The 18,366-nt window shown below is 72.9% G+C and carries 14 protein-coding genes; 5 read left to right on the top strand and 9 right to left on the bottom strand.

The window, feature by feature from the left end; all coding sequences use genetic code 11:
- Nucleotides 1–12 precede the first annotated feature (12 nt).
- The 5 genes from LV78_RS11275 to LV78_RS11295 all read right to left on the bottom strand — a co-directional run bounded on the left by LV78_RS11275 (nucleotide 13) and on the right by LV78_RS11295 (nucleotide 5,584).
- On the bottom strand, nucleotides 13–612 hold the full coding sequence (locus LV78_RS11275; RefSeq protein WP_253844850.1) for a TetR/AcrR family transcriptional regulator: 600 nt from the start codon (nucleotides 610–612) through the stop codon (nucleotides 13–15).
- Nucleotides 609–2,504 carry a YhgE/Pip family protein gene (locus tag LV78_RS11280; RefSeq protein WP_253844851.1) on the bottom strand — a complete coding sequence of 632 codons (1,896 nt, stop codon included), beginning with the start codon at nucleotides 2,502–2,504 and terminating at the stop codon, nucleotides 609–611. The genes LV78_RS11275 and LV78_RS11280 overlap by 4 nt, the downstream gene beginning before the upstream one ends.
- On the bottom strand, nucleotides 2,501–3,136 hold the full coding sequence (locus LV78_RS11285) for a hypothetical protein (RefSeq protein ID WP_253844853.1): 636 nt from the start codon (nucleotides 3,134–3,136) through the stop codon (nucleotides 2,501–2,503). Before LV78_RS11285 ends, LV78_RS11280 begins: the two co-directional genes overlap by 4 nt.
- Before the next feature lie 680 nt (nucleotides 3,137–3,816).
- On the bottom strand, nucleotides 3,817–4,743 hold the full coding sequence (locus LV78_RS11290) for a GNAT family N-acetyltransferase (protein ID WP_253844855.1): 927 nt from the start codon (nucleotides 4,741–4,743) through the stop codon (nucleotides 3,817–3,819).
- A 10-nt stretch (nucleotides 4,744–4,753) separates the two neighbouring features.
- Entirely contained in the window at nucleotides 4,754–5,584 is an 831-nt protein-coding gene (locus LV78_RS11295) for a class I SAM-dependent methyltransferase (RefSeq protein ID WP_253844857.1), read from the bottom strand.
- A gap of 191 nt (nucleotides 5,585–5,775) precedes the next feature.
- Between LV78_RS11295 and rpsA the strand changes: the two genes are divergently transcribed.
- The 3 genes from rpsA to coaE all read left to right on the top strand — a co-directional run bounded on the left by rpsA (nucleotide 5,776) and on the right by coaE (nucleotide 9,403).
- Nucleotides 5,776–7,263, top strand: coding sequence for a 30S ribosomal protein S1 (gene rpsA / locus LV78_RS11300; RefSeq protein ID WP_253844859.1), 1,488 nt, complete (start codon nucleotides 5,776–5,778; stop codon nucleotides 7,261–7,263).
- Nucleotides 7,264–7,557: 294 nt separating this feature from the next.
- The gene (locus LV78_RS11305) at nucleotides 7,558–8,178 is read left to right on the top strand and encodes a hypothetical protein (RefSeq protein ID WP_253844861.1); all 621 of its coding nucleotides are present in this window, start codon (nucleotides 7,558–7,560) and stop codon (nucleotides 8,176–8,178) included.
- Nucleotides 8,179–8,218: 40 nt separating this feature from the next.
- Nucleotides 8,219–9,403, top strand: coding sequence for a dephospho-CoA kinase (gene coaE / locus LV78_RS11310; RefSeq protein ID WP_253844863.1), 1,185 nt, complete (start codon nucleotides 8,219–8,221; stop codon nucleotides 9,401–9,403).
- On the opposite strand, the gene LV78_RS11315 is transcribed toward coaE, so the two are convergent.
- Nucleotides 9,373–9,894 (bottom strand): ribonuclease FAU-1 family protein, encoded by a 522-nt coding sequence (locus LV78_RS11315; RefSeq protein ID WP_253844865.1) that lies wholly within the window; start codon nucleotides 9,892–9,894, stop codon nucleotides 9,373–9,375. The genes coaE and LV78_RS11315 overlap by 31 nt on opposite strands.
- A gap of 147 nt (nucleotides 9,895–10,041) precedes the next feature.
- A complete protein-coding gene (locus LV78_RS11320) occupies nucleotides 10,042–10,587 on the bottom strand; it encodes a ribonuclease FAU-1 family protein (RefSeq protein ID WP_253844867.1) in 546 nt (181 codons plus the stop codon).
- Between the two features lie 106 nt (nucleotides 10,588–10,693).
- Here LV78_RS11320 and LV78_RS11325 point away from each other — a divergent pair, with 106 nt between their 5' ends.
- A complete protein-coding gene (locus LV78_RS11325) occupies nucleotides 10,694–12,013 on the top strand; it encodes a DUF5685 family protein (protein WP_253844869.1) in 1,320 nt (439 codons plus the stop codon).
- Nucleotides 12,014–12,084: 71 nt separating this feature from the next.
- Nucleotides 12,085–14,256 (top strand): excinuclease ABC subunit UvrB, encoded by a 2,172-nt coding sequence (uvrB, locus tag LV78_RS11330; protein WP_308208702.1) that lies wholly within the window; start codon nucleotides 12,085–12,087, stop codon nucleotides 14,254–14,256.
- Nucleotides 14,257–14,321: 65 nt separating this feature from the next.
- On the opposite strand, the gene LV78_RS11335 is transcribed toward uvrB, so the two are convergent.
- Together LV78_RS11335 and LV78_RS11340 are read right to left on the bottom strand one after the other, a co-directional pair.
- Nucleotides 14,322–15,293, bottom strand: coding sequence for an ABC transporter permease (locus LV78_RS11335; protein WP_253844872.1), 972 nt, complete (start codon nucleotides 15,291–15,293; stop codon nucleotides 14,322–14,324).
- Nucleotides 15,290–18,184: an alpha/beta fold hydrolase gene (locus LV78_RS11340; protein ID WP_253844874.1), complete on the bottom strand. Its 2,895-nt coding sequence runs from the start codon at nucleotides 18,182–18,184 to the stop codon at nucleotides 15,290–15,292. Before LV78_RS11340 ends, LV78_RS11335 begins: the two co-directional genes overlap by 4 nt.
- Nucleotides 18,185–18,366: the final 182 nt, after the last annotated feature.

Genomic DNA, 18,366 nt, shown 5'->3' on the forward strand with positions numbered 1-18,366 from the left:
GGGCCCACCACCTCAGGTCAGCCCGCGCACCAGCGCCAGCACCGAGTCCCTGACCTCGGCCAGCTCCCGCTCCGGCTGGAACACCTGCCAGTCCAGCGCCACCACCAGCAGCGTGCCGAACAGCGCCGCCGACGCCGTCCCCACCTGCACCCCGTCGGGCAACCGCCCCAGGTCGGCCAGCCGCTGCACCTGCGCCCGCACGATCGACACGATGTCGTCCCGCAGCAGGCTGAGCGTCCCGTGCCACTGCCCCGGCGTGCGCCACAGCTCGCTCACCAGCAGCTGCGCGAACGCCGGGTACTCGCCGAAGAACCCCAGCATCCCCTCGACCAGCGCGGCCACCGCCTCGGGCGGATCGGCTTCCTCGGACACCCGCAGCCGCTGCGCCAGCAGGTCGACGCCGTGCCGCAGCATGGCGTCCACCAGCGCGTCCTTGCTGCCGAAGTTGTAGTACACGGTGCCCTTGGCGACCCCGGCCCCGGCGGCGATCTCGTCCACGGTCACGCCCGCCGCGCCGCGCTCCCCGACCAGCCGCAGCGCCGCGTCGAACAGCTTCTGCTTGGTCGCCGCCGTGCGGCGAGGTCGGGGCCTGCCCGGCGGGGCGGCGGTCACAGCACGAGTTCCGGCTTGAGGCGAGACGGCGTCCACACCCGCTGCTTGTACGCGGCGAACGTCGACAGGGCAAGCGCCCCCACCAGGTAGCAGCCCAGCACCGCCGCGTCCGACCACACCGGTCCCAGCTCGCCGCCGTACATCAGGTGCCGCAGCCCGTCCACGGCGTAGCTCATCGGCAGCCCGTGGTGCAGCGGGTGCAGCGGCTCGGGGATGGTCTGCCACGGGAACGTGCCGCCCGCGCTGACCAGCTGCAGGATCAGCATCACCAGCCCCAGGAACTTGCCGACCGCGCCGAGCAGCGCGTTGAGCGCGTGCAGCACGCCGACGAACGTCACCGACGCCATGAGCAGGAACAGCAGCGCCCCCACCGGGTGGCTGGGCCGGATGTCCACGACCAGCGTCACCACCGAGTACATGACCACGACCTGCGCCATCCCCAGCAGCGCGCCGGGCAGCCACCCGCCGAGCGCCACCCGCACCGCCGCCTGACCGGACGCCAGCCCGCGCCGCGACAGCGGGCGCAGCAGCAGGAACAGCACGAACGCGCCGATCCAGGTGGCCAGGCTGAGGAAGAACGGGGCGAGGCCCGCGCCGTAGCTGCCCGCCGAGGTCTGGCTGACCCCGCGCACGGTCACCGGGTCGCCGATGGTGCCCGCGGTGGACTCGCGCGTCGGGTCGTCCGGGTGCGGGATCTGCTCGGCGCCCTCGGTCAGCCCGGACTTGAGCTGCTCGGTCCCGTCCAGGAGCTTCCGCTCGCCCTCGCGCAGCGACCCGGCGCCGTCCCGCACCTGGCCCGCGCCGCCGGAGAGCTGCTTGGCGCCCTCGTCCAGCTCGCCGATCGCGCCGGTCAGGGCGGGCGTGCTGGAGGCGAGCTTCGCGGCCCCGTCGGAGACCTTCTTCGCGCCGTTCGCCAGGGTCCGCAGCTGACCGGCGGTGTCCTGGACCTTGGCGTTCGCGTCGGCGGCGGGCGCGCGCACGGTTCCCAGCGCGGTCTGGACCTGCTGCACCTGCTCGTCGGTGAACCCGCGCTCGCGCAGCCGCGCCACCAGGTCGGCGTCGACCTTGTCGAGGTCCGCGGCGAGGGTCCGCGCCTCGGCGGCGTACTGCTCGGCGGTCGTGGCTGCCTGCTCCGTGCCGTCCGAGACCTGCTTGGCCCCGTCCGCGAGCTGCTGCGCCGAGCGCGGCAGGTCGGCGGTGCTGCTGCGCAGCTTCCCGGTGCCGCTCGCCAGCTCGGCCGCGCCGCTCGCCAGGGTCCCGGTGCCGTCGGCGAGCTTCTGGGCGCCGTCCAGCGCGGTCCGCTGCCCGTCGGCCAGCTCGGTCGCGCCCTTCGCGGCCTGCTCGGTCTTCTCCCGCACGGTCGAGAAGCCCAGCAGGAACCGGTCGGCGGCCTGCGTGCCGACCTTCGCCGACACCGAGCGGCGCACCTCGGAGACCACCTGGTTCGCGATCGTGCTGCCCAGGTAGTTGTTCGCGTCGTTGGTGGTGAGCACGAGCACGCCCTGGCGCGGGGTGAACCTGCCGGACGAGGTCAGCGCCTGCGAGAAGTCCTCGGGCAGGGTCAGCGCGAACGCGTACTCGCCGTCGCGCACGCCCCGCTCCGCGTCGCCCTCGCCCACCTCGCGCCAGTCGAACTTGTGGCCGCGCAGCAGCTCGTCGGCGACCTCGCGCCCGGCGTTCTCGGTGTTGCCGGAGCCGTCGTCGGAGCCCTGGTCGGCGACGACCAGCGCGGCGGGCAGGTTGTCCAGGTGCGAGTACGGGTCCTTGTTGGCGTACAGGTACATCGACGCGTACAGCAGCGGCACCAGGGCGAGCGCCACCACGGCCAGCTTGGGCAGCCTGCCCGAGGTGACGCGGCGCAGCTCGTTCAGCGCCATGCGCAGGGAGGTCACAGCTCGTTCTCCGACTGGGTCTGGGGGGAGTTGTCGGCGCCGAGGCGCGCGGCGGGCACGCCCAGCAGCGCGGCGGAGGCGGTCGTGCACAGCACCACGACGGACCGCTCCGGGGTCGCGCGCTCGCGCGCCAGCGCCCACCAGGCGGCCGGGTCGGGGTGGTGCCGGTCGGGGGAGTCCAGGACGAGGGTGTCCACGCCGGGGCGCTCGGCGGCCAGCTCCAGCAGCAGCGCGCAGCGCACGGCGGCCGGGACGTTCTCGAAGCGGGCGGCGGCCCAGTGGTCGGCGTGCTGGGCGGCGAGCCAGTCGTGCACGGCCTTGCGCCCGCTCGGCTTCCGGTTGACCGCGAGCTCCTCGCCGACGACGGCGGCCAGCGACAGCCCCGGCTCGGGCGAGGTCACGTCGGGCGAGTCGACCAGGGCGACCCTGGCGCGCAGCTCGCGGGCGGGCACGTCGACCTCACCGGTGCTCGGCTTCATCCGACCGGAGACGACCAGCGCCAGCGCGGTGTGGCCGTCACCGGGATCACCCGCCACCAGCAGCGGCTCGCCGGGGGTGATGGCGAGGCTGGTGGGGCGCAGCAGTGGGCCGTGGGCGCCGGTGACGCCGACGCGCCGGGCGTTGATCCGCACCGGGGACCTCCTATTTGAACTGACCGGTCAGTTCAAATAGTGCGACCGGGGAGGGGGCGCCGGCAAATCGGACGGGTGTGATCTGCCACCGGGGTCTACGGCGGGTGCGCAGGGTTCCTGAGGGATGACCGAGCGTGTGCGCGAAACCGCCCGGACGTGCGGAAACCCCGGAAAACCGGCGAAAGCGACAGGGCTCGGCGCGCGTGACGCGGCCATCCCGCCGGACGCGCCCAGCCACCAGACGCGCCCGACGCGGCCAGTCCGCCGGACCTGCCCGACCTGACCGATGCGGTCAGCCCGCCAGACCTGTCCGACGCGGGTGGCGCGATGACGTGGGTGACGCGACGGGGAGGGAAGCGCGAGCGGCTCCGGGCGCGCGGGACGTGTGAGAGGTGCCGGGGCGCGGAGACGTGGGGCACGAAGACTCGGGGCGCAAAGCGCGAGACGCGGGGGCGAGGCACGGGGGTGCTGAGCGCGTGGGGATGAGCGCAGAGGCGCGGGACCGGTTTGGCGAACAGCGTGGGGCGCGGGGTGCGGAACCGGGGGAGCGGTCCCCCGTCGCAGGGTGAACGGACCGCTCACCCGCAGAACGAGGGCGTGCGGCAGCGCTCCGACAGCCCCGCCGCCTCCAGGTTAGGCGCCGCCCGCCCTCCGCGCCCCCATCCCGAACGGGTGAGCGCTCAGCGCAGCGCCCCGGCGGGGCGGACCTCCCACATCGTCCACAGCGGCCGGTACCCCTGGCGCGGCCAGAACACCGAGGACAGCGGGTTCGGCGGGTTGTAGTAGAGGTACGTGCCCACCGCGCCCATCCGGTGCAGCTCGCGGTGCACGTGCGCCATCAGCTGCTGCCCGACCCCGGACCCGCGCGCACCCGGCAGCACCGACACGCAGTTCACGTACCCCCACCGCCCCGGTGGCAGCCGGGACGACGCCGAGTTGCCCGGCTCCGAGATCACCATCGCGCACTCGGCCAGCCCGACCGCGACCCCGTCCCGCTCGGCCAGCCAGGTCGGTCCACCGGCGGCCAGCCGCTCGGCCAGCGCCCGCCGCTTGAGCGCGACCGCCTCCGGCCGGTTCACCGTCGACCCCACCATCGACGAGTACCGCAGCTCGGCCATCGCCAGCTCCAGCACCGCCTCCAGGTCCGACGGCTTGGCCCGCCGGATCACCAGCGACCCGTTCCGCGAGGTCGGCGCGGGCCCCCGGCGCACCGCCACCACCGACAGCGGCACCATCCCGTGGTCCATCAGCACCGAGCCCGACTCGACGTCCCGGCTCGGCCAGGTCAGCACGCACGCCGAGTCCCGCTCGGCCGGTCCGACCAGCTCCATCCGCCTGCGCCACGCCCGCATCAGCGCGTCCATGCCCGCCGGTCCCGCGCCGCCCAGCAGCGGCGTCAGCTCCCACACCTCGGTGGCCGACCACAGCCGCGCGGGCGAGTTCCGCTCGTGCACCTGCTGCTGGAGCACCCCCGCGACCCGCGTCCCGTCGGGGAGCGCGGCCGTGACCACGTCCCCGTCCAGCGGCGCGATCATCGGGGGCAGCACCGGGTCGATACCGGCCAGCCGCGCGCTCTGCGCTTCCGCCAGCCCCCGCGCGACCGTCATGCCCCGCAGGTTACGTCCTGCGCGTCCGCAAGATCACGGTGCCCGGGAACAGCCTGCCCCGCAGCGGGCTCCACTGCCCCCACGTCCTGGTGTGCCCGGCGGGCCACTCCGGCTCCACCACGTCGACCAGCTCGAACCCGGAGGCCACCAGCGCCCGCACGTAGTCGCCCAGCGTCCGGTGGTGCTCCACGTACGTGGCGCGCCCGTCGTCGTCCACCTCGACGTACGGCGTGCGGTCGAAGTACGAGTGGGTCACGGTCAGCCCGGCCGGACCGGGGTCGTCCGGGAAGATCCACCTCATCGGGTGGTTCACCGCGAACACCCACGGGGCGCCCGGCCGCAGCACGCGGGCCACCTCGCCGAACACCGACGCCACGTCGGCCACGAACGGCACCGCGCCGAACGCCGAGCAGGCCACGTCGAAGCTCGCGTCCGCGAACGGCAGCTGGTCGGCGCTCGCCTGCACCAGCGGCACCGCGATCCCGGTCCGCCCGGCCGCCTCCACCGCGTGCCGCAGCATCCCGGCCGAGATGTCCAGCCCGACCGGCTCGGCGCCCTGCGCGGCCAGCCACCGGGAGCACGGGGCCGACCCGCAGCCGATCTCCAACACCCGCTTGCCGGTCACCTGACCGAGGTAATGAGCCTCGGATTCGCGCACTCCTTCGGGGCACCAGACGAAGTCCGCGGCCCCCAGGAAATCGCCGTGCTCGGCGTGGTAGTCGTCCGCGTCGGCGTCCCACCAGAGCCGATTGGCGGAGCGGGACTCCTCCGCGTCGGCGAACCGCTGGGCCACTCCGGTGGTGCCGAGCGCGCGCTCCGCGCTCGCGTGCTGGTCGGACACACTGCTCCTTCTCGGGGGACCATTTGCCCGCTGGTCTCGGGGCCGCGTACGATACCGGCGCGTAGTGGGTTCGCGCTGCCCGTGATCGGTGAACACTCTGGGAGTCGGTCTCCGCGGTCGGGCGTGCCCGATGCGACAGCGTTCCACCCGCAGGTCAGACAACCCCAATCCGTACCGGAGCCACCTACCTAATGTCCACCGACACCACCACTGTCCCGGCTGCCGTCGCGCCGAAGCAGGTCGCTATCAACGATATCGGGACGGAGGAGGACTTCCTCGCCGCTATCGACAAGACCATCAAGTACTTCAACGATGGCGATATCGTCGAGGGCACGATCGTCAAGGTCGACCGGGACGAGGTCCTGCTCGACATCGGCTACAAGACCGAGGGCGTCATCCCCTCGCGCGAGTTGTCGATCAAGCACGACGTGGACCCCAACGAGGTCGTCAAGGTCGGCGACGAGGTTGAGGCCCTTGTTCTCCAGAAGGAGGACAAGGAGGGGCGTCTGATCCTGTCGAAGAAGCGCGCCCAGTACGAGCGCGCCTGGGGCACCATCGAGGCCCTCAAGGAGAAGGACGAGCCCGTCAAGGGCACCGTCATCGAGGTCGTCAAGGGCGGCCTCATCCTGGACATCGGCCTCCGGGGCTTCCTCCCGGCCTCGCTCGTCGAGATGCGCCGCGTCCGCGACCTCCAGCCCTACGTCGGCCGCGAGCTCGAAGCCAAGATCATCGAGCTGGACAAGAACCGCAACAACGTGGTCCTGTCCCGCCGCGCCTGGCTGGAGCAGACGCAGTCCGAGGTCCGCAGCGAGTTCCTCAACCAGCTGCAGAAGGGCCAGGTCCGCAAGGGCGTCGTGTCCTCCATCGTCAACTTCGGCGCCTTCGTGGACCTGGGTGGCGTGGACGGCCTCGTGCACGTCTCCGAGCTCTCCTGGAAGCACATCGACCACCCCTCCGAGGTCGTCGAGGTCGGCCAGGAGGTCACGGTCGAGGTCCTGGACGTCGACATGGAGCGCGAGCGCGTCTCCCTGTCGCTGAAGGCGACCCAGGAAGACCCGTGGCGCCAGTTCGCCCGCACCCACGCGATCGGTCAGATCGTGCCGGGCAAGGTCACCAAGCTGGTTCCGTTCGGTGCGTTCGTCCGCGTGGACGAGGGCATCGAGGGCCTGGTCCACATCTCCGAGCTGGCCGAGCGCCACGTGGAGATCCCGGAGCAGGTCGTGCAGGTCGGCGACGACGTCATGGTCAAGGTCATCGACATCGACCTGGACCGCCGCCGGATCTCGCTGTCGCTCAAGCAGGCCAACGAGGGCTTCACGGTCGACTCCGAGTTCGACCCGACCCAGTACGGCATGGCCGCCGAGTACGACGACCAGGGGAACTACATCTACCCCGAGGGCTTCGACCCGGAGACCCAGGACTGGCAGGAAGGCTTCGACAAGCAGCGCGAGGAGTGGGAGCGGCAGTACGCCGAGGCCCACACGCGCTACGAGGCCCACATGAAGCAGGTTGCCAAGGCCGCCGCTGCCGAGGAAGAGGCCGCGGGCGAGACCAACTACTCGTCCGGTGGCGACGCCCCGGCCGCGTCGTCGGGTGGCGCTCCGGCTCAGGCCGGTGGCACGCTGGCCAGCGACGAGCAGCTCGCGGCGCTCCGCGAGAAGCTGTCGGGCGGCATGTGAGACGACGCGCCCGCGCGTCCCTCCAGCTAGGCCGTGGCGAAGGCCCCGCACCACTCCGGTGGTGCGGGGCCTTCCCCGTTCCCTGGGGTTCCGCCGGGCCCGCCAGGACTCGGCGCGGACTCGCGGCGTTCTCGAAAGTGTCACGTCCCGCAGTGGCGCGCCCACCGTCCCGCAGCCCTGCCACACCGCCCGGCCTGCGCTTTCCCGCCGCTGGTCGCCGTCCGCTGGTAGGGGTGCTCACACCCCGTGCCGCTCGGGGCTGCGCCGCAACCGTCTTGCGCTAGGTTCCCTGCTGTGGCGGGTGCGCGCGTGGTGGTCGTGGGGCTGGTGGCCGGTGCTGTCCTGGGGTGCGCGTCGTGCGCCCGCGTCGTGGAGAAGCCGATCGTGGACCCGGCGATCCCGACCATCACCGTCCCGACGACCACGACCCGCGTGCCGGTGATGGTGGACCGCCCGCTGCCCGACGACTGCGAGCTGGTCGTGCCCGCCGACGTCCTCAACGAGCGGATCGGCCGCGACCTCGGCGGCTCGACCGTGCAGATCATCGGCATCCCGGAGCCGGGGGTGGGCCGCACCGCCAAGCTCGACTGCTACTACGGCGTCGGCGAGAACAAGGGCATCGCGACCGCGCCGATCGTCATCGGCCTGTCCACCTACGCCGACGAGGCCGCCGCGACCACCCGCGTCACCGAGAGCCTGGACGCCTACCGGGGCGACGGCGCCTCGGTGAGCGAGGTCGAGGTCGGCAAGCAGAAGGCGGCGCTGGTCCTGGCGAAGGACGAGAACCTGGTCGTCGGCTCGTTCGGCAAGTCCACGTTCGTGGCGCGCGCCAAGAAGGACGCCGTGCCGGAGGACCAGGTCAAGGCCGTGCTGACCGCGCTGGCCGCCCGGTCGATGACCCCCGAGGAAGGCTGAGCGGGTGTCCGCCGCGCCCTGATCGGGCAAGATCGGACCCATGTTGCGCGTGGGGCTCTCGGGCGGGATCGGGTCGGGCAAGTCGACGGTCGCGGGCAGGCTGGCCGAGCACGGGGCGGTGGTCATCGACGCCGACCAGCTGGCCAGGCAGGTCGTGGAGCCGGGGACGGACGGCCTGCGGGAGATCGCCGAGCAGTTCGGGGCGGACGTGCTGACCTCGGCCGGGACCCTGGACCGGGCCGCGCTGGCGGGCCGGGTGTTCACCGACGACGCCGCGCGCGCCAGGCTCAACGCCATCGTGCACCCGAAGGTCGCCGCGCGGACCGCCGAGCTGATCGCGTCCGCGCCCGAGGACGCGATCATCGTGCACGACGTGCCGCTGCTGGTGGAGAACGGCCTCGCGCCCGCCTACCACCTCGTGGTGATCGCGCACGCCGACGTGGAGCAGCGGGTGTCGCGGCTGGTCGGGGCGCGGGACATGCCCGAGGCCGACGCCCGCGCCCGCGTGGCCGCCCAGGCCGGTGACGACGCCCGGCGGGCCGTGGCGGACGTGTGGCTGGACAACACCGGCAGCCCGGACCAGGTGCTCGCCGAGGTGGACGCGCTGTGGGCGGACCGGCTGGTGCCCTACGCGGCGAACCTGCGGCTGCGCAGGCACGCCTCCGGGCCGCCGAAGGTGGTGGACCCGGACCCGACCTGGCCCGCGCAGGCCGCGCGGATCGCCGCCCGGCTGCGCACCGCCGTGGGGGACCGGCCGCTGGAGCACATCGGGTCCACCGCCGTGCCCGGCCTGGTCGCCAAGGACGTCCTGGACTTCCAGCTGGGCGTGGCGAGCATGGCCGAGGCGGACGAGCTCGCGGGCGCGCTGCTGAACGCGGGCTTCCCGAACGTCCCCGGCCTCACCGACGCCCCGCGCGGGGCCGACCAGGACCCGGAGCTGTGGGACAAGCGCGTGCACTCCTCGGCCGACCCCGGCCGTCGGGTGAACTTGCACGTCCGGGTGATGGGCGCGCCGAACTGGGTGTGGGCGCTGCGGTTCCGGGACTGGCTGCGCGCGGACGTCGCGGCGCGCGAGGAGTACGCGCGGGTCAAGCTCGGGCTGATGCCCGAGTTCGAGAACCACGACGGCTCCCTGGCCTACGCGCAGGCCAAGGAGCCGTGGATGGAGGAAGCGGTCTCGCGGGTCGCCGAGTTCTACCGGGCGGCGGGCGACCAGCGGTCGTAGATGCCCCGGTGCACCAGCCACTGGGACAGGTCGTGCCGGTGCAGGCTGACCTGCTCCAGGGTGCGGTGCACGGTGTGCAGCGCGAGGTCGGCGTCCGCCGGGCTGATCACGCCGCCGGAGATCGCCGCGGCGAAGTCCTCCGAGCGGACGATCCGCGCCGTCGTCCCGCCGGGGACCTCCAGGCCGAGCAGCAGGTCGGTGGTGCGCCAGGTGCGGCCGTCGCGGACCACGCGGACGGCGGTGAGCACGCTGGAGGAGTCGGAGTGCGGAGAGCGGGGGCGTTGCCTGGTGAGGCGCAGCCCCAGGTCGGGCATGAGCCAGGTGATCTCGGAGTCGGTGAAGGGGTCCTCCGGAGTGGGGCACTCCAGGCGCAGACCCCAGTCCTCCACCTGGCACGTCGTCAGCCTGCGGGAAGCACCCGATGAGTAGTTCCGGACTGCGCTGACGGTGTCGACGACGTCGACGAGCTGAGGCGTGATGACCGTTCCCACCGACCCGAGGGTAGTCGTGGGTATGCACCCGGTAACCGTGCGAACCGATTCGTTACATCACGTTATGTCGTGCGGATGATCACGGACGGGTGACGGGGAATCGGGGGCTGTTGTGGGCCGTCGACGACTCTCGGTATCGCCGGACCCCTACCGGCGTCGCCAGGTCGTGGTGGTGCCCTGCTCGGCCAACCAGCGGATCAGGTCGTTGCCGTGCGCCGCCGCGCCCGCGACCGCCGTGTAGGTCGTCTCCAGCGCCCACCGGGCCCGCTCGGCCTCCAGCCTGCCGCTCGCGACGGCGGCCAGCAGCTCGTCGGTGTCCAGCACCACGACGTCGCGGCCGGTGCGCACCAGCAGGTCGAGGTAGAGGTCGACGGTCTTCCACACCGAGCCGCTGGAGGTGATCTCCACGACGTCGACGTAGAAGTCGTAGTCGCGCTCGCGGCCGGGGTGCCAGGACTGGCGGGTGACGCGCAGGCCGTGCCGGGGCAGCAGCCAGGACTCGAAGTGCGACAGATCGGGGTGGCCGGGCACCGGGCGGGACATGTACAGGCCCGCGGGCGCCAGGCGGTACTCCTCGACCCCGCGCAGGTAGCCCTTCGGGTCGGTGTTGGACTTCGCGTCCAGGTCGAAGTACTCGATCTTCGGCGGGTGGACGTGGGTTCCGGTGGTCTGACCTGCCGCGCTCAGGGTCACAATTTGAAGACTATGCACAAGTGCGGTTCGGTAGTCCGTAATTGTCACCTGTTCGGGTGAGAGTTTTACTCTCAGTGCCCGCTCGACCGGCCTACCCTCACCCCTTATGTTCGGCATCCTCCGACCGTGCCGCCACCGGCTCGGTCAGCACCTCGGCGACGCCTGGATCGCCCACCTCTGCGGCCTGTGCCTGGCGCTGCGCGACGACCACGGGCACCTCGCCCGGCTGGTCACCAACTACGACGGGCTCGTCGTCTCCGCGCTCGTGGAGGCCCAGTCCGGCGGCTCCCACCGCGACGCGGGGCCGTGCGCGCTGCGCGGGATGCGGTCCGCCCGCGTCGCCACCGGCCCCTCCGCCCGGCTGGCCGCCTCCGTCTCCCTCGTCCTGGCCTCCGCCAAGGTCGCCGACCACGTCGTGGACGGCGACGGGGCGTTCGGCCGCGCGGGCGGGCGCGGTGTCGGCCGGGTGGTGGCGCGCCGCTGGGCGGCCCAGGCCGCCGAGACCGGGGCCGACCTCGGGTTCGACACCTCCGTGCTGGTCTCGGCCGTGCTGCGCCAGCAGGAGGTGGAGGCCGCAGCCGGACTCGGCTCCTCGGTGCTGCTGGTGACCGCGCCGACCGAGGAGGCAGCCGGGGCCGCGCTCGCGCAGACCGCGCTGCTGTCCGGCCGGCCGGGCAACGCCGAGCCGCTGCGCGAGGTCGGCAGGCTCTTCGGCCGGGTCGCGCACCTGGTGGACGCCGTGGAGGACGTCGCGCGTGACCGCAAGGCGGGCGCGTGGAACCCGCTGCTCGCCACCGGCGTCAGCCCCGCCGAGGCGCGGCGGCTGTGCGACGACGCGGTGCTCGGCGTCGAGCTAGCGCTGCGCGAGGTCGAGCTGACCGACGGCGCGCTGGTGCACGCCCTGCTGGTGCACGAGCTGCGGCGCGCGGTGGGGCGGGCGTTCGGCGACGAGCACGGGCACGGGGGTCACGAGCACCCGCGCCCCGGCCTGCCCGGCTACGGCGAGCACGCCCCCGTCGCGCACGCGCCCGCGCCGCCCGGTCACGACAGCCCCGGTCACGACAGCCCCGGCGACCAGCCGCCGACCGACCCGCCGGACGAGCCGCCCGGCGGTGGCGGTGGCGAGGGCGGCGGCGGGGTGCCCCCGGAACCCGGCAGCTTCCTGTGGGCGTGGCCCAAGCTGACCGAGCCGCCCACCAGCCGGGGCCTGCTCCCCGGCTGCCTGGCCGTCCTCTACCAGTGCGGGACCTGCCAGACCTGCTGCCGCGAGCCCATGCCCGGCCCGTGGAGCGGCAAGCCGCGCAACGGTTGCTCGGACGGGTGCGGCGGCGGCGACTGCCTGGAGTGGTGCTCCGGCTGCTGCCGGTGCCACGCGGACTGCAAGAAGGGCGGTTGCGACTGCTGCGACTGCTGCTCCTGCGACTGACCCGCACGACCGACCCGGACGCGCGCGCCGGGGGACCGGGAACTGTCGGTCCCCCGGCGTACCTTTGGCTCGTGGCTACCACCCCCTCGGACACCCAGGCCCCGGAAACCCCGGTCAAGGCGCACTCGGCGCACCGCCCCGTCAGCGACATCCCCCGCTCGGCGGGCGAGTTCCGCGTGGTCAGCGAGTTCACGCCGTCCGGTGACCAGCCCGCGGCCATCGCGGAGCTGGAGCGCAGGCTGCGCGGTGGCGAGCGGGACGTGGTGCTGCTGGGCGCGACCGGCACCGGCAAGTCGGCGACCACGGCGTGGCTGGTGGAGAAGGTGCAGCGGCCCACGCTGGTGATGGCGCCCAACAAGACGCTGGCCGCCCAGCTGGCCAACGAGCTGCGGGACCTGTTCCCGGAGAACGCGGTCGAGTACTTCGTCAGCTACTACGACTACTACCAGCCCGAGGCGTACATCCCGCAGAGCGACACCTACATCGAGAAGGACTCCTCGATCAACGAGGACGTCGAGCGGCTCCGCCACTCCGCCACGATGAGCCTGCTGACCAGGCGCGACGTCATCGTGGTCGCCTCGGTGTCGTGCATCTACGGCCTCGGCACCCCCCAGGCCTACCTGGACCGCTCCATCCCGCTGCGGGTCGGCGGCGAGATCGACCGGGACGTGCTGCTGCGCGCGCTGGTCGACGTGCAGTACGCCCGCAACGACATCGCGTTCAACCGGGGCACCTTCCGGGTCAGGGGCGACACGGTCGAGATCATCCCCTCGTACGAGGAGCTGGCCATCCGGGTCGAGTTCTTCGGCGACGAGGTCGACCGCCTGTACTACCTGCACCCGCTGACCGGCGACGTGGTCAAGGAGGTGCAGGAGCTGCGCATCTTCCCCGCCACCCACTACGCGGCGGGTCCGGAGCGCATGGAGCAGGCGATCAGGTCCATCGAGGTGGAGCTGGAGCACCGCCTCGCCGACCTGGAGCGCCAGGGCAAGCTCCTGGAGGCCCAGCGGCTGCGGATGCGCACCACCTACGACATCGAGATGATGCGCCAGGTCGGCTTCTGCTCCGGCATCGAGAACTACTCGCGGCACATCGACGGCCGCGACGCGGGCAGCGCCCCCGCCACCCTGATCGACTACTTCCCGGACGACTTCCTGCTGGTCATCGACGAGTCGCACGTGACGGTGCCGCAGATCGGCGCCATGTACGAGGGCGACGCCTCCCGCAAGCGCAACCTGGTCGACCACGGCTTCCGCCTGCCCAGCGCGCTGGACAACCGCCCGCTGACCTGGGAGGAGTTCGCGGACCGGGTCGGCCAGACGATCTACCTGTCGGCCACGCCCGGCAACTACGAGCTGGGCCAGGCGGGCGGCGAGTTCGTGGAGCAGGTCATCCGCCCCACCGGCCTGGTGGACCCGCAGGTGGTGGTCAAGCCGACCGAGGGCCAGATCGACGACCTGGTGCACGAGATCAGGGCGCGGGCCGAGCGCGACGAGCGGGTCCTGGTCACCACGCTGACCAAGAAGATGGCCGAGGACCTCACCGACTACCTGCTCGAACTGGGCATCCGGGTCCGCTACCTGCACTCGGACATCGACACCCTGCGCCGGGTCGAGCTGCTGCGCCAGCTCCGGCTCGGCGACTACGACGTGCTGGTGGGCATCAACCTGCTCCGCGAGGGCCTCGACCTGCCCGAAGTGTCCCTGGTGGCGATCCTGGACGCGGACAAGGAGGGCTTCCTTCGCTCCACGACCAGCCTCGTCCAGACCATCGGCCGCGCCGCCCGCAACGTCTCGGGCGAGGTCCACATGTACGCCGACCGGGTGACGGACTCGATGCGCAACGCGATCGAGGAGACCAACCGCAGGCGCGCGAAGCAGGTGGCCTACAACGAGGAGCGGGGCATCGACCCGCAGCCGCTCCGCAAGAAGATCACCGACATCCTGGAGCAGGTCTACGCCGAGGCCGAGGACGACGTGGCCCCCGGCGGCTCCGGCCGCAACGCCACGCGCGGCAAGCGGGCGGCGGGCGAGCCGGGCAAGGCGGGCTCGTCGGGCGTGCTGGCGGGCCGCGACGTCGGCTCGATGGCGCGCGCGGAGCTGGCCGACCTGGTCCAGCAGCTCACCGACCAGATGATGAACGCGGCCCGCGAGCTCCAGTTCGAGCTGGCGGGCAGGCTCCGCGACGAGATCGCGGACCTGAAGAAGGAGCTGCGCGGCATGGACGCGGCGGGCCTGAAGTAGCCCGACCCGCGAACGACGAGGGGCCCGCCGGGACGAATCCCGACGGGCCCCCGCGCGTCACGCGATCAGCTGGTGATGTCCTTGGTGCTGAACTTCCGCGCCGCCAGGAACGAGAACAGCGCCCCGTAGGCCAGCGCGGAGAACACCCCCTTGGCCATCTGCGACCAGTCGATGTCGGTGGACAGCAGGTCCATCCACGCCAGCGCGTAGTGCGTCGGCAGGTAGTTCCGCAGGTCCTCCAGCGCCGTGATCTGGTCCAGGATCTGCGACAGGATCGACGCCAGCACCGCCCCGCCGACCGCGCCCAGCGGCGCGTCCGTGGACACCGACAGGTACAGCGCCAGCCCGGCGACCCAGAACAGCTGCACCGAGATGTAGCAGACCGCCAGGAACACGCCGAGCACGCCGTCCGCGAACGGGGCGGCCTCACCGGTGGGGCTGACCAGCTCGCCCGCCCCGTACCAGACCACGCCGACCAGCAGCGCCGTGCCGGGGAGCAGCAGCAGCGACAGCACCGACAGGATGCCGGAGGCCGCGGCCTTGCGCCGCAGCAGCCGGTGCCGGGGGATCGGCGCGGCCAGCAGGTACTTCAGGCTGGACCAGGACGCCTCGCTGGCGATCGTGTCCCCGAAGAACAGGGCCACGATCATCGGCAGCAGGAAGCTGGAGCTGACGAACAGCGTCAGGACGACGAAGTTCACCCCGCTCGCCGTGGCCAGGTCGACGAACCCGCCGGACCGCCGGTTCGGCGCGTCCTCGCCCAGCTCGAACGCCACCACCAGGATGACCGGCAGCAGCACCAGGAACCCGAGCACCAGCTGGGTCCGCCGCCGCAGCAGCTGCCTGATCAGCTCGACCCGGATCGGCAGCGTCCGCGAGGCCCGGTAGCCGGTCCGCGACCCGTCCACCTCGACGCCCGGCCGCTCGGACCGGACCGCCTCGGCCAGGTCGCCCGCCCCGTGCGGGTCGGTGTGCACCCCGTTGTCCTGCGGGTTCCCGCCCGACGTGGCCGGGCGCACCGCCTTGTCGTCGCTCATTCGCCCACCAACTCCAGGAACGCGTCCTCCAGCCGCCTGCGCGGCCCGACCTGGTCGACCGCGACCCCGGCCGCCACCAGCGCCTGCAGCGCCTCGGCGCGCGGGGTGCCGTTCAGCGCCGCGTGCACCTGCCCGCCGTCGACGTGGACCTCCAGCACCCCGTCCAGGGACCGCAGGACCTCGGCCGCCTCCTCGGGCCGGTCGACCCGGAAGGTGGCCTCGCCGCTGCCGGTCGCGATCTCCTCGACCGGACCCGCCGCGACCAGGGCGCCCTTGTGCATGACCACCACGTGGCTGCACGTCTGCTCGACCTCGGCGAGCAGGTGGCTGGACACCAGCACCGTGCGACCGGCCGCCGCGTACCGCCGCAGCACGTCGCGCATGGCGTGGATCTGGGGCGGGTCGAGCCCGTTGGCGGGTTCGTCCAGCACCAGCAGGTCCGGCAGCCCGAGCATCGCCTGGGCGATCGCGAGCCGCTGCCTCATGCCCTGGCTGTAGGTGCGCACCTTGCGGTGCACCGCCTTCCCCAGGCCCGCGATCTCCAGCGCCTCGTCGAAGTGCGCCTGCTCCAGCGGCCTCCCGGTCGCCGACCAGTACAGCTCCAGGTTGGCCTTGCCGGACAGGTGCGGCAGGAAGCCGGAGCCCTCCACGAACGAGCCGATGCGGGAGAGCACCGGGGCGCCGGGCGTGATCTTGTGCCCGAACACCCTGATCTCGCCCTCGGTCGGCTGGATCAGGCCCATCAGCATCCGCAGCGACGTGGTCTTGCCCGCGCCGTTGGGGCCGAGCAGGCCCAGCACCTGGCCGTGCTCCACCCGGAACGACAGGTCGTTCACGGCGGTCAGGCCACCGGGGTAGGACTTCTTCAGGCCCTTGATGACCAGCGGGACCTCGGCCAGCTCCGGGTCGAGGTCGGTGGCCAGCCTGCGCCGGAACCACGCGACGACGGCCGCGATCGCGGACAGCGCGAGCACGCCCGCGATGCCCCACAGCGCGTCGGTGGGCACCTCGCTGACCCTGTTCGAGCCGGTCACCACCGGCACCCGCACGTTCCCGGTCTCGCCGTCGGCGAGCGCGATCCGGTAGACGGCGGGCTCCTGCGCGTTGGCGAACGACTGGTCGGTGGTCGACACGGCCAGCTGCAGCCGGTGCCCGCTCTCCACCGGGCGCACCACGCCGGGCAGCGACACGGACACCTCGACGGGCGTGCCGTCGGCGGGCAGGTCGGGCACCCGGAACGGGGCCACGGCCGAGCCGGGCAGCACCTTGCCGCCGTTCGCGTCGGCGTCGTAGAGCTTCGCGAACAGCACCGCGCCGCCATCGGGCACGGCCTGTCCGGGCACGGCGGCGATCTTGAGCCGCACCGTGGACGCGCCGGTCACCAGCAGCTGCGAGGTCAGCGCCTCGCTGCTGAACACGGCCGTCTGGCCGGGCATGTCGATCGTGAGCCTGCTGGAGAGCGAGCTGGACCGGCTGACCACCGTGCCGAGGCCCGGCAGGCTGCTCACCGACGCCGGGTTGCCGCCCGCCGGGTTGATCACGGCCTGCTCGCGGCCGGTCAGCGCCACGTCCTGCCGGTTCACCGAGGCCTGGCCGCCGAGACCGGGGTAGGCCGGGGCGACGACGTCGCGCAGCGCGACCGAGCCGCTGCTGCGGAACGCGCCCTGCACGGCGTACTGGAACGTGGTGCCGGGGTCGGCGCCCACGCCGTTCAGGTGGAAGTCCATCCAGTCGGCGATCTGGCCGCGCAGCTCGGGGCCGGGGGAGCCGCCGTCGTGGCCGCCCGCGTACCAGACGACCTTGACCTTGGCGCCGGTCGCCGCGATCTGCCTGGCGTTGGCGTCGGCCTGGTCGAGGCCGAACAGGGTGTCCTGCTCGCCCTGCACGATCATGGTCGGCTGGGTGATCCGGCCGGTCAGCTCGGAGGGCGAGCCCCTGCGCAGCACGTCGAGGGACGCCTGGCTCGCGGTGCCGGTCGTGGCGATCTCGTTGTACGCCGCGCACACCTCCGCGGCGAAGCGCCCGCAGGTGCCGTTGAGCGGGGCGGCGCCCCTGCCCTGACCGGGCTGCTGGCCCTGGCCGCCCTGCTCGGTCGCGGAGCCCTCGGGTGCGGCGGTCGCGGCAGCGCCGACCTGCTGGTCGTCGTCGTCCTGACCGGCCTCGGGGGCCTCCTGGGTGGGGCCGGACATGTTCCCGCCGCCGAGACCGGCGGAGAAGAACAGGCCGGACCACGAGCGCTTGAACACGCCCGCGTCACCGGACGGGCCGGGCGTGGGGGTGCGGGTGTCGACCGCGTCGCCGGTGGTGCCGTGGTTCGGCAGCAGGGCGGAGGCGAGGTCGTTGAACGTGATGCTGGGCGCGATGGTGTCCACGCGCGGGTCGACGCCCGCGAGGGACAGCGCCAGCGCGCCGCCGTAGGAGCCGCCGGTGACGCCGACCTTCGGGTCGCCGGGGGCGTCGGTCATGACCTCCTGGCGGGTCGCGAGCCAGTCGAGCAGCCGCCTGGCGTCGTTGACCTCGTGGTCGACCGAGTTGAGCGAGATCTGCCCGGTGCTGCGGCCGAAGCCGCGGGCCGAGTAGGTCAGCACGACGAAGCCGCGCTGGGCCAGTTCGGTCGCCTCGGTGGCCACGCTGTTCTTGCTGCCGCCGAATCCGTGCGGGAGCAGGATCGCCGGAGCCGGGGTCTTCTCGGGCAGGTACAGGGTGGTGTCGATCTGGAGGGCCCGGTCGCTGCCGGGAGCCTCCGGGACGTCGATCACCGCGTCACGGGTGTGCACCTGCGGCGGGTCGTCGCCCCCGCGCGTCCAGACGACAACGCCACCGATCAAGGCGACGAGCACGACCAGCGCGGGGAGCGACCACCTGCCGCGAAGGCGGGAAGGGATGGCCACCCCGTCGACCTTAAGGGCGGTCAGCTGAGAGCACGCGACGGACCTGGCCTGCGGGTCTCAGCTCCGGGCGGTCCGAGGGGGTGCGCCGAACGGTCGGTTCTGATACGGTGCGAAACGAGCAATCCGGACATAGCGGGTGAAAACCGCGCGGAGTGCGGAAACGGCCAGTGGGTGCCACACCT

Origin of the sequence: Actinosynnema pretiosum (assembly GCF_024171695.1) — a bacterium.
GTDB lineage: Bacteria > Actinomycetota > Actinomycetes > Mycobacteriales > Pseudonocardiaceae > Actinosynnema > Actinosynnema pretiosum.

Bases quoted from the DNA above. Each gene is read 5' to 3' on its own strand.
- LV78_RS11335 (WP_253844872.1), bottom strand. From the start codon at position 15,293: ATGAGCGACGACAAGGCGGTGCGCCCGGCCACGTCGGGCGGGAACCCG.
- rpsA (WP_253844859.1), top strand. From the start codon at position 5,776: ATGTCCACCGACACCACCACTGTCCCGGCTGCCGTCGCGCCGAAGCAG.
- LV78_RS11325 (WP_253844869.1), top strand. From the start codon at position 10,694: ATGTTCGGCATCCTCCGACCGTGCCGCCACCGGCTCGGTCAGCACCTC.
- coaE (WP_253844863.1), top strand. From the start codon at position 8,219: ATGTTGCGCGTGGGGCTCTCGGGCGGGATCGGGTCGGGCAAGTCGACG.
- LV78_RS11290 (WP_253844855.1), bottom strand. From the start codon at position 4,743: ATGACGGTCGCGCGGGGGCTGGCGGAAGCGCAGAGCGCGCGGCTGGCC.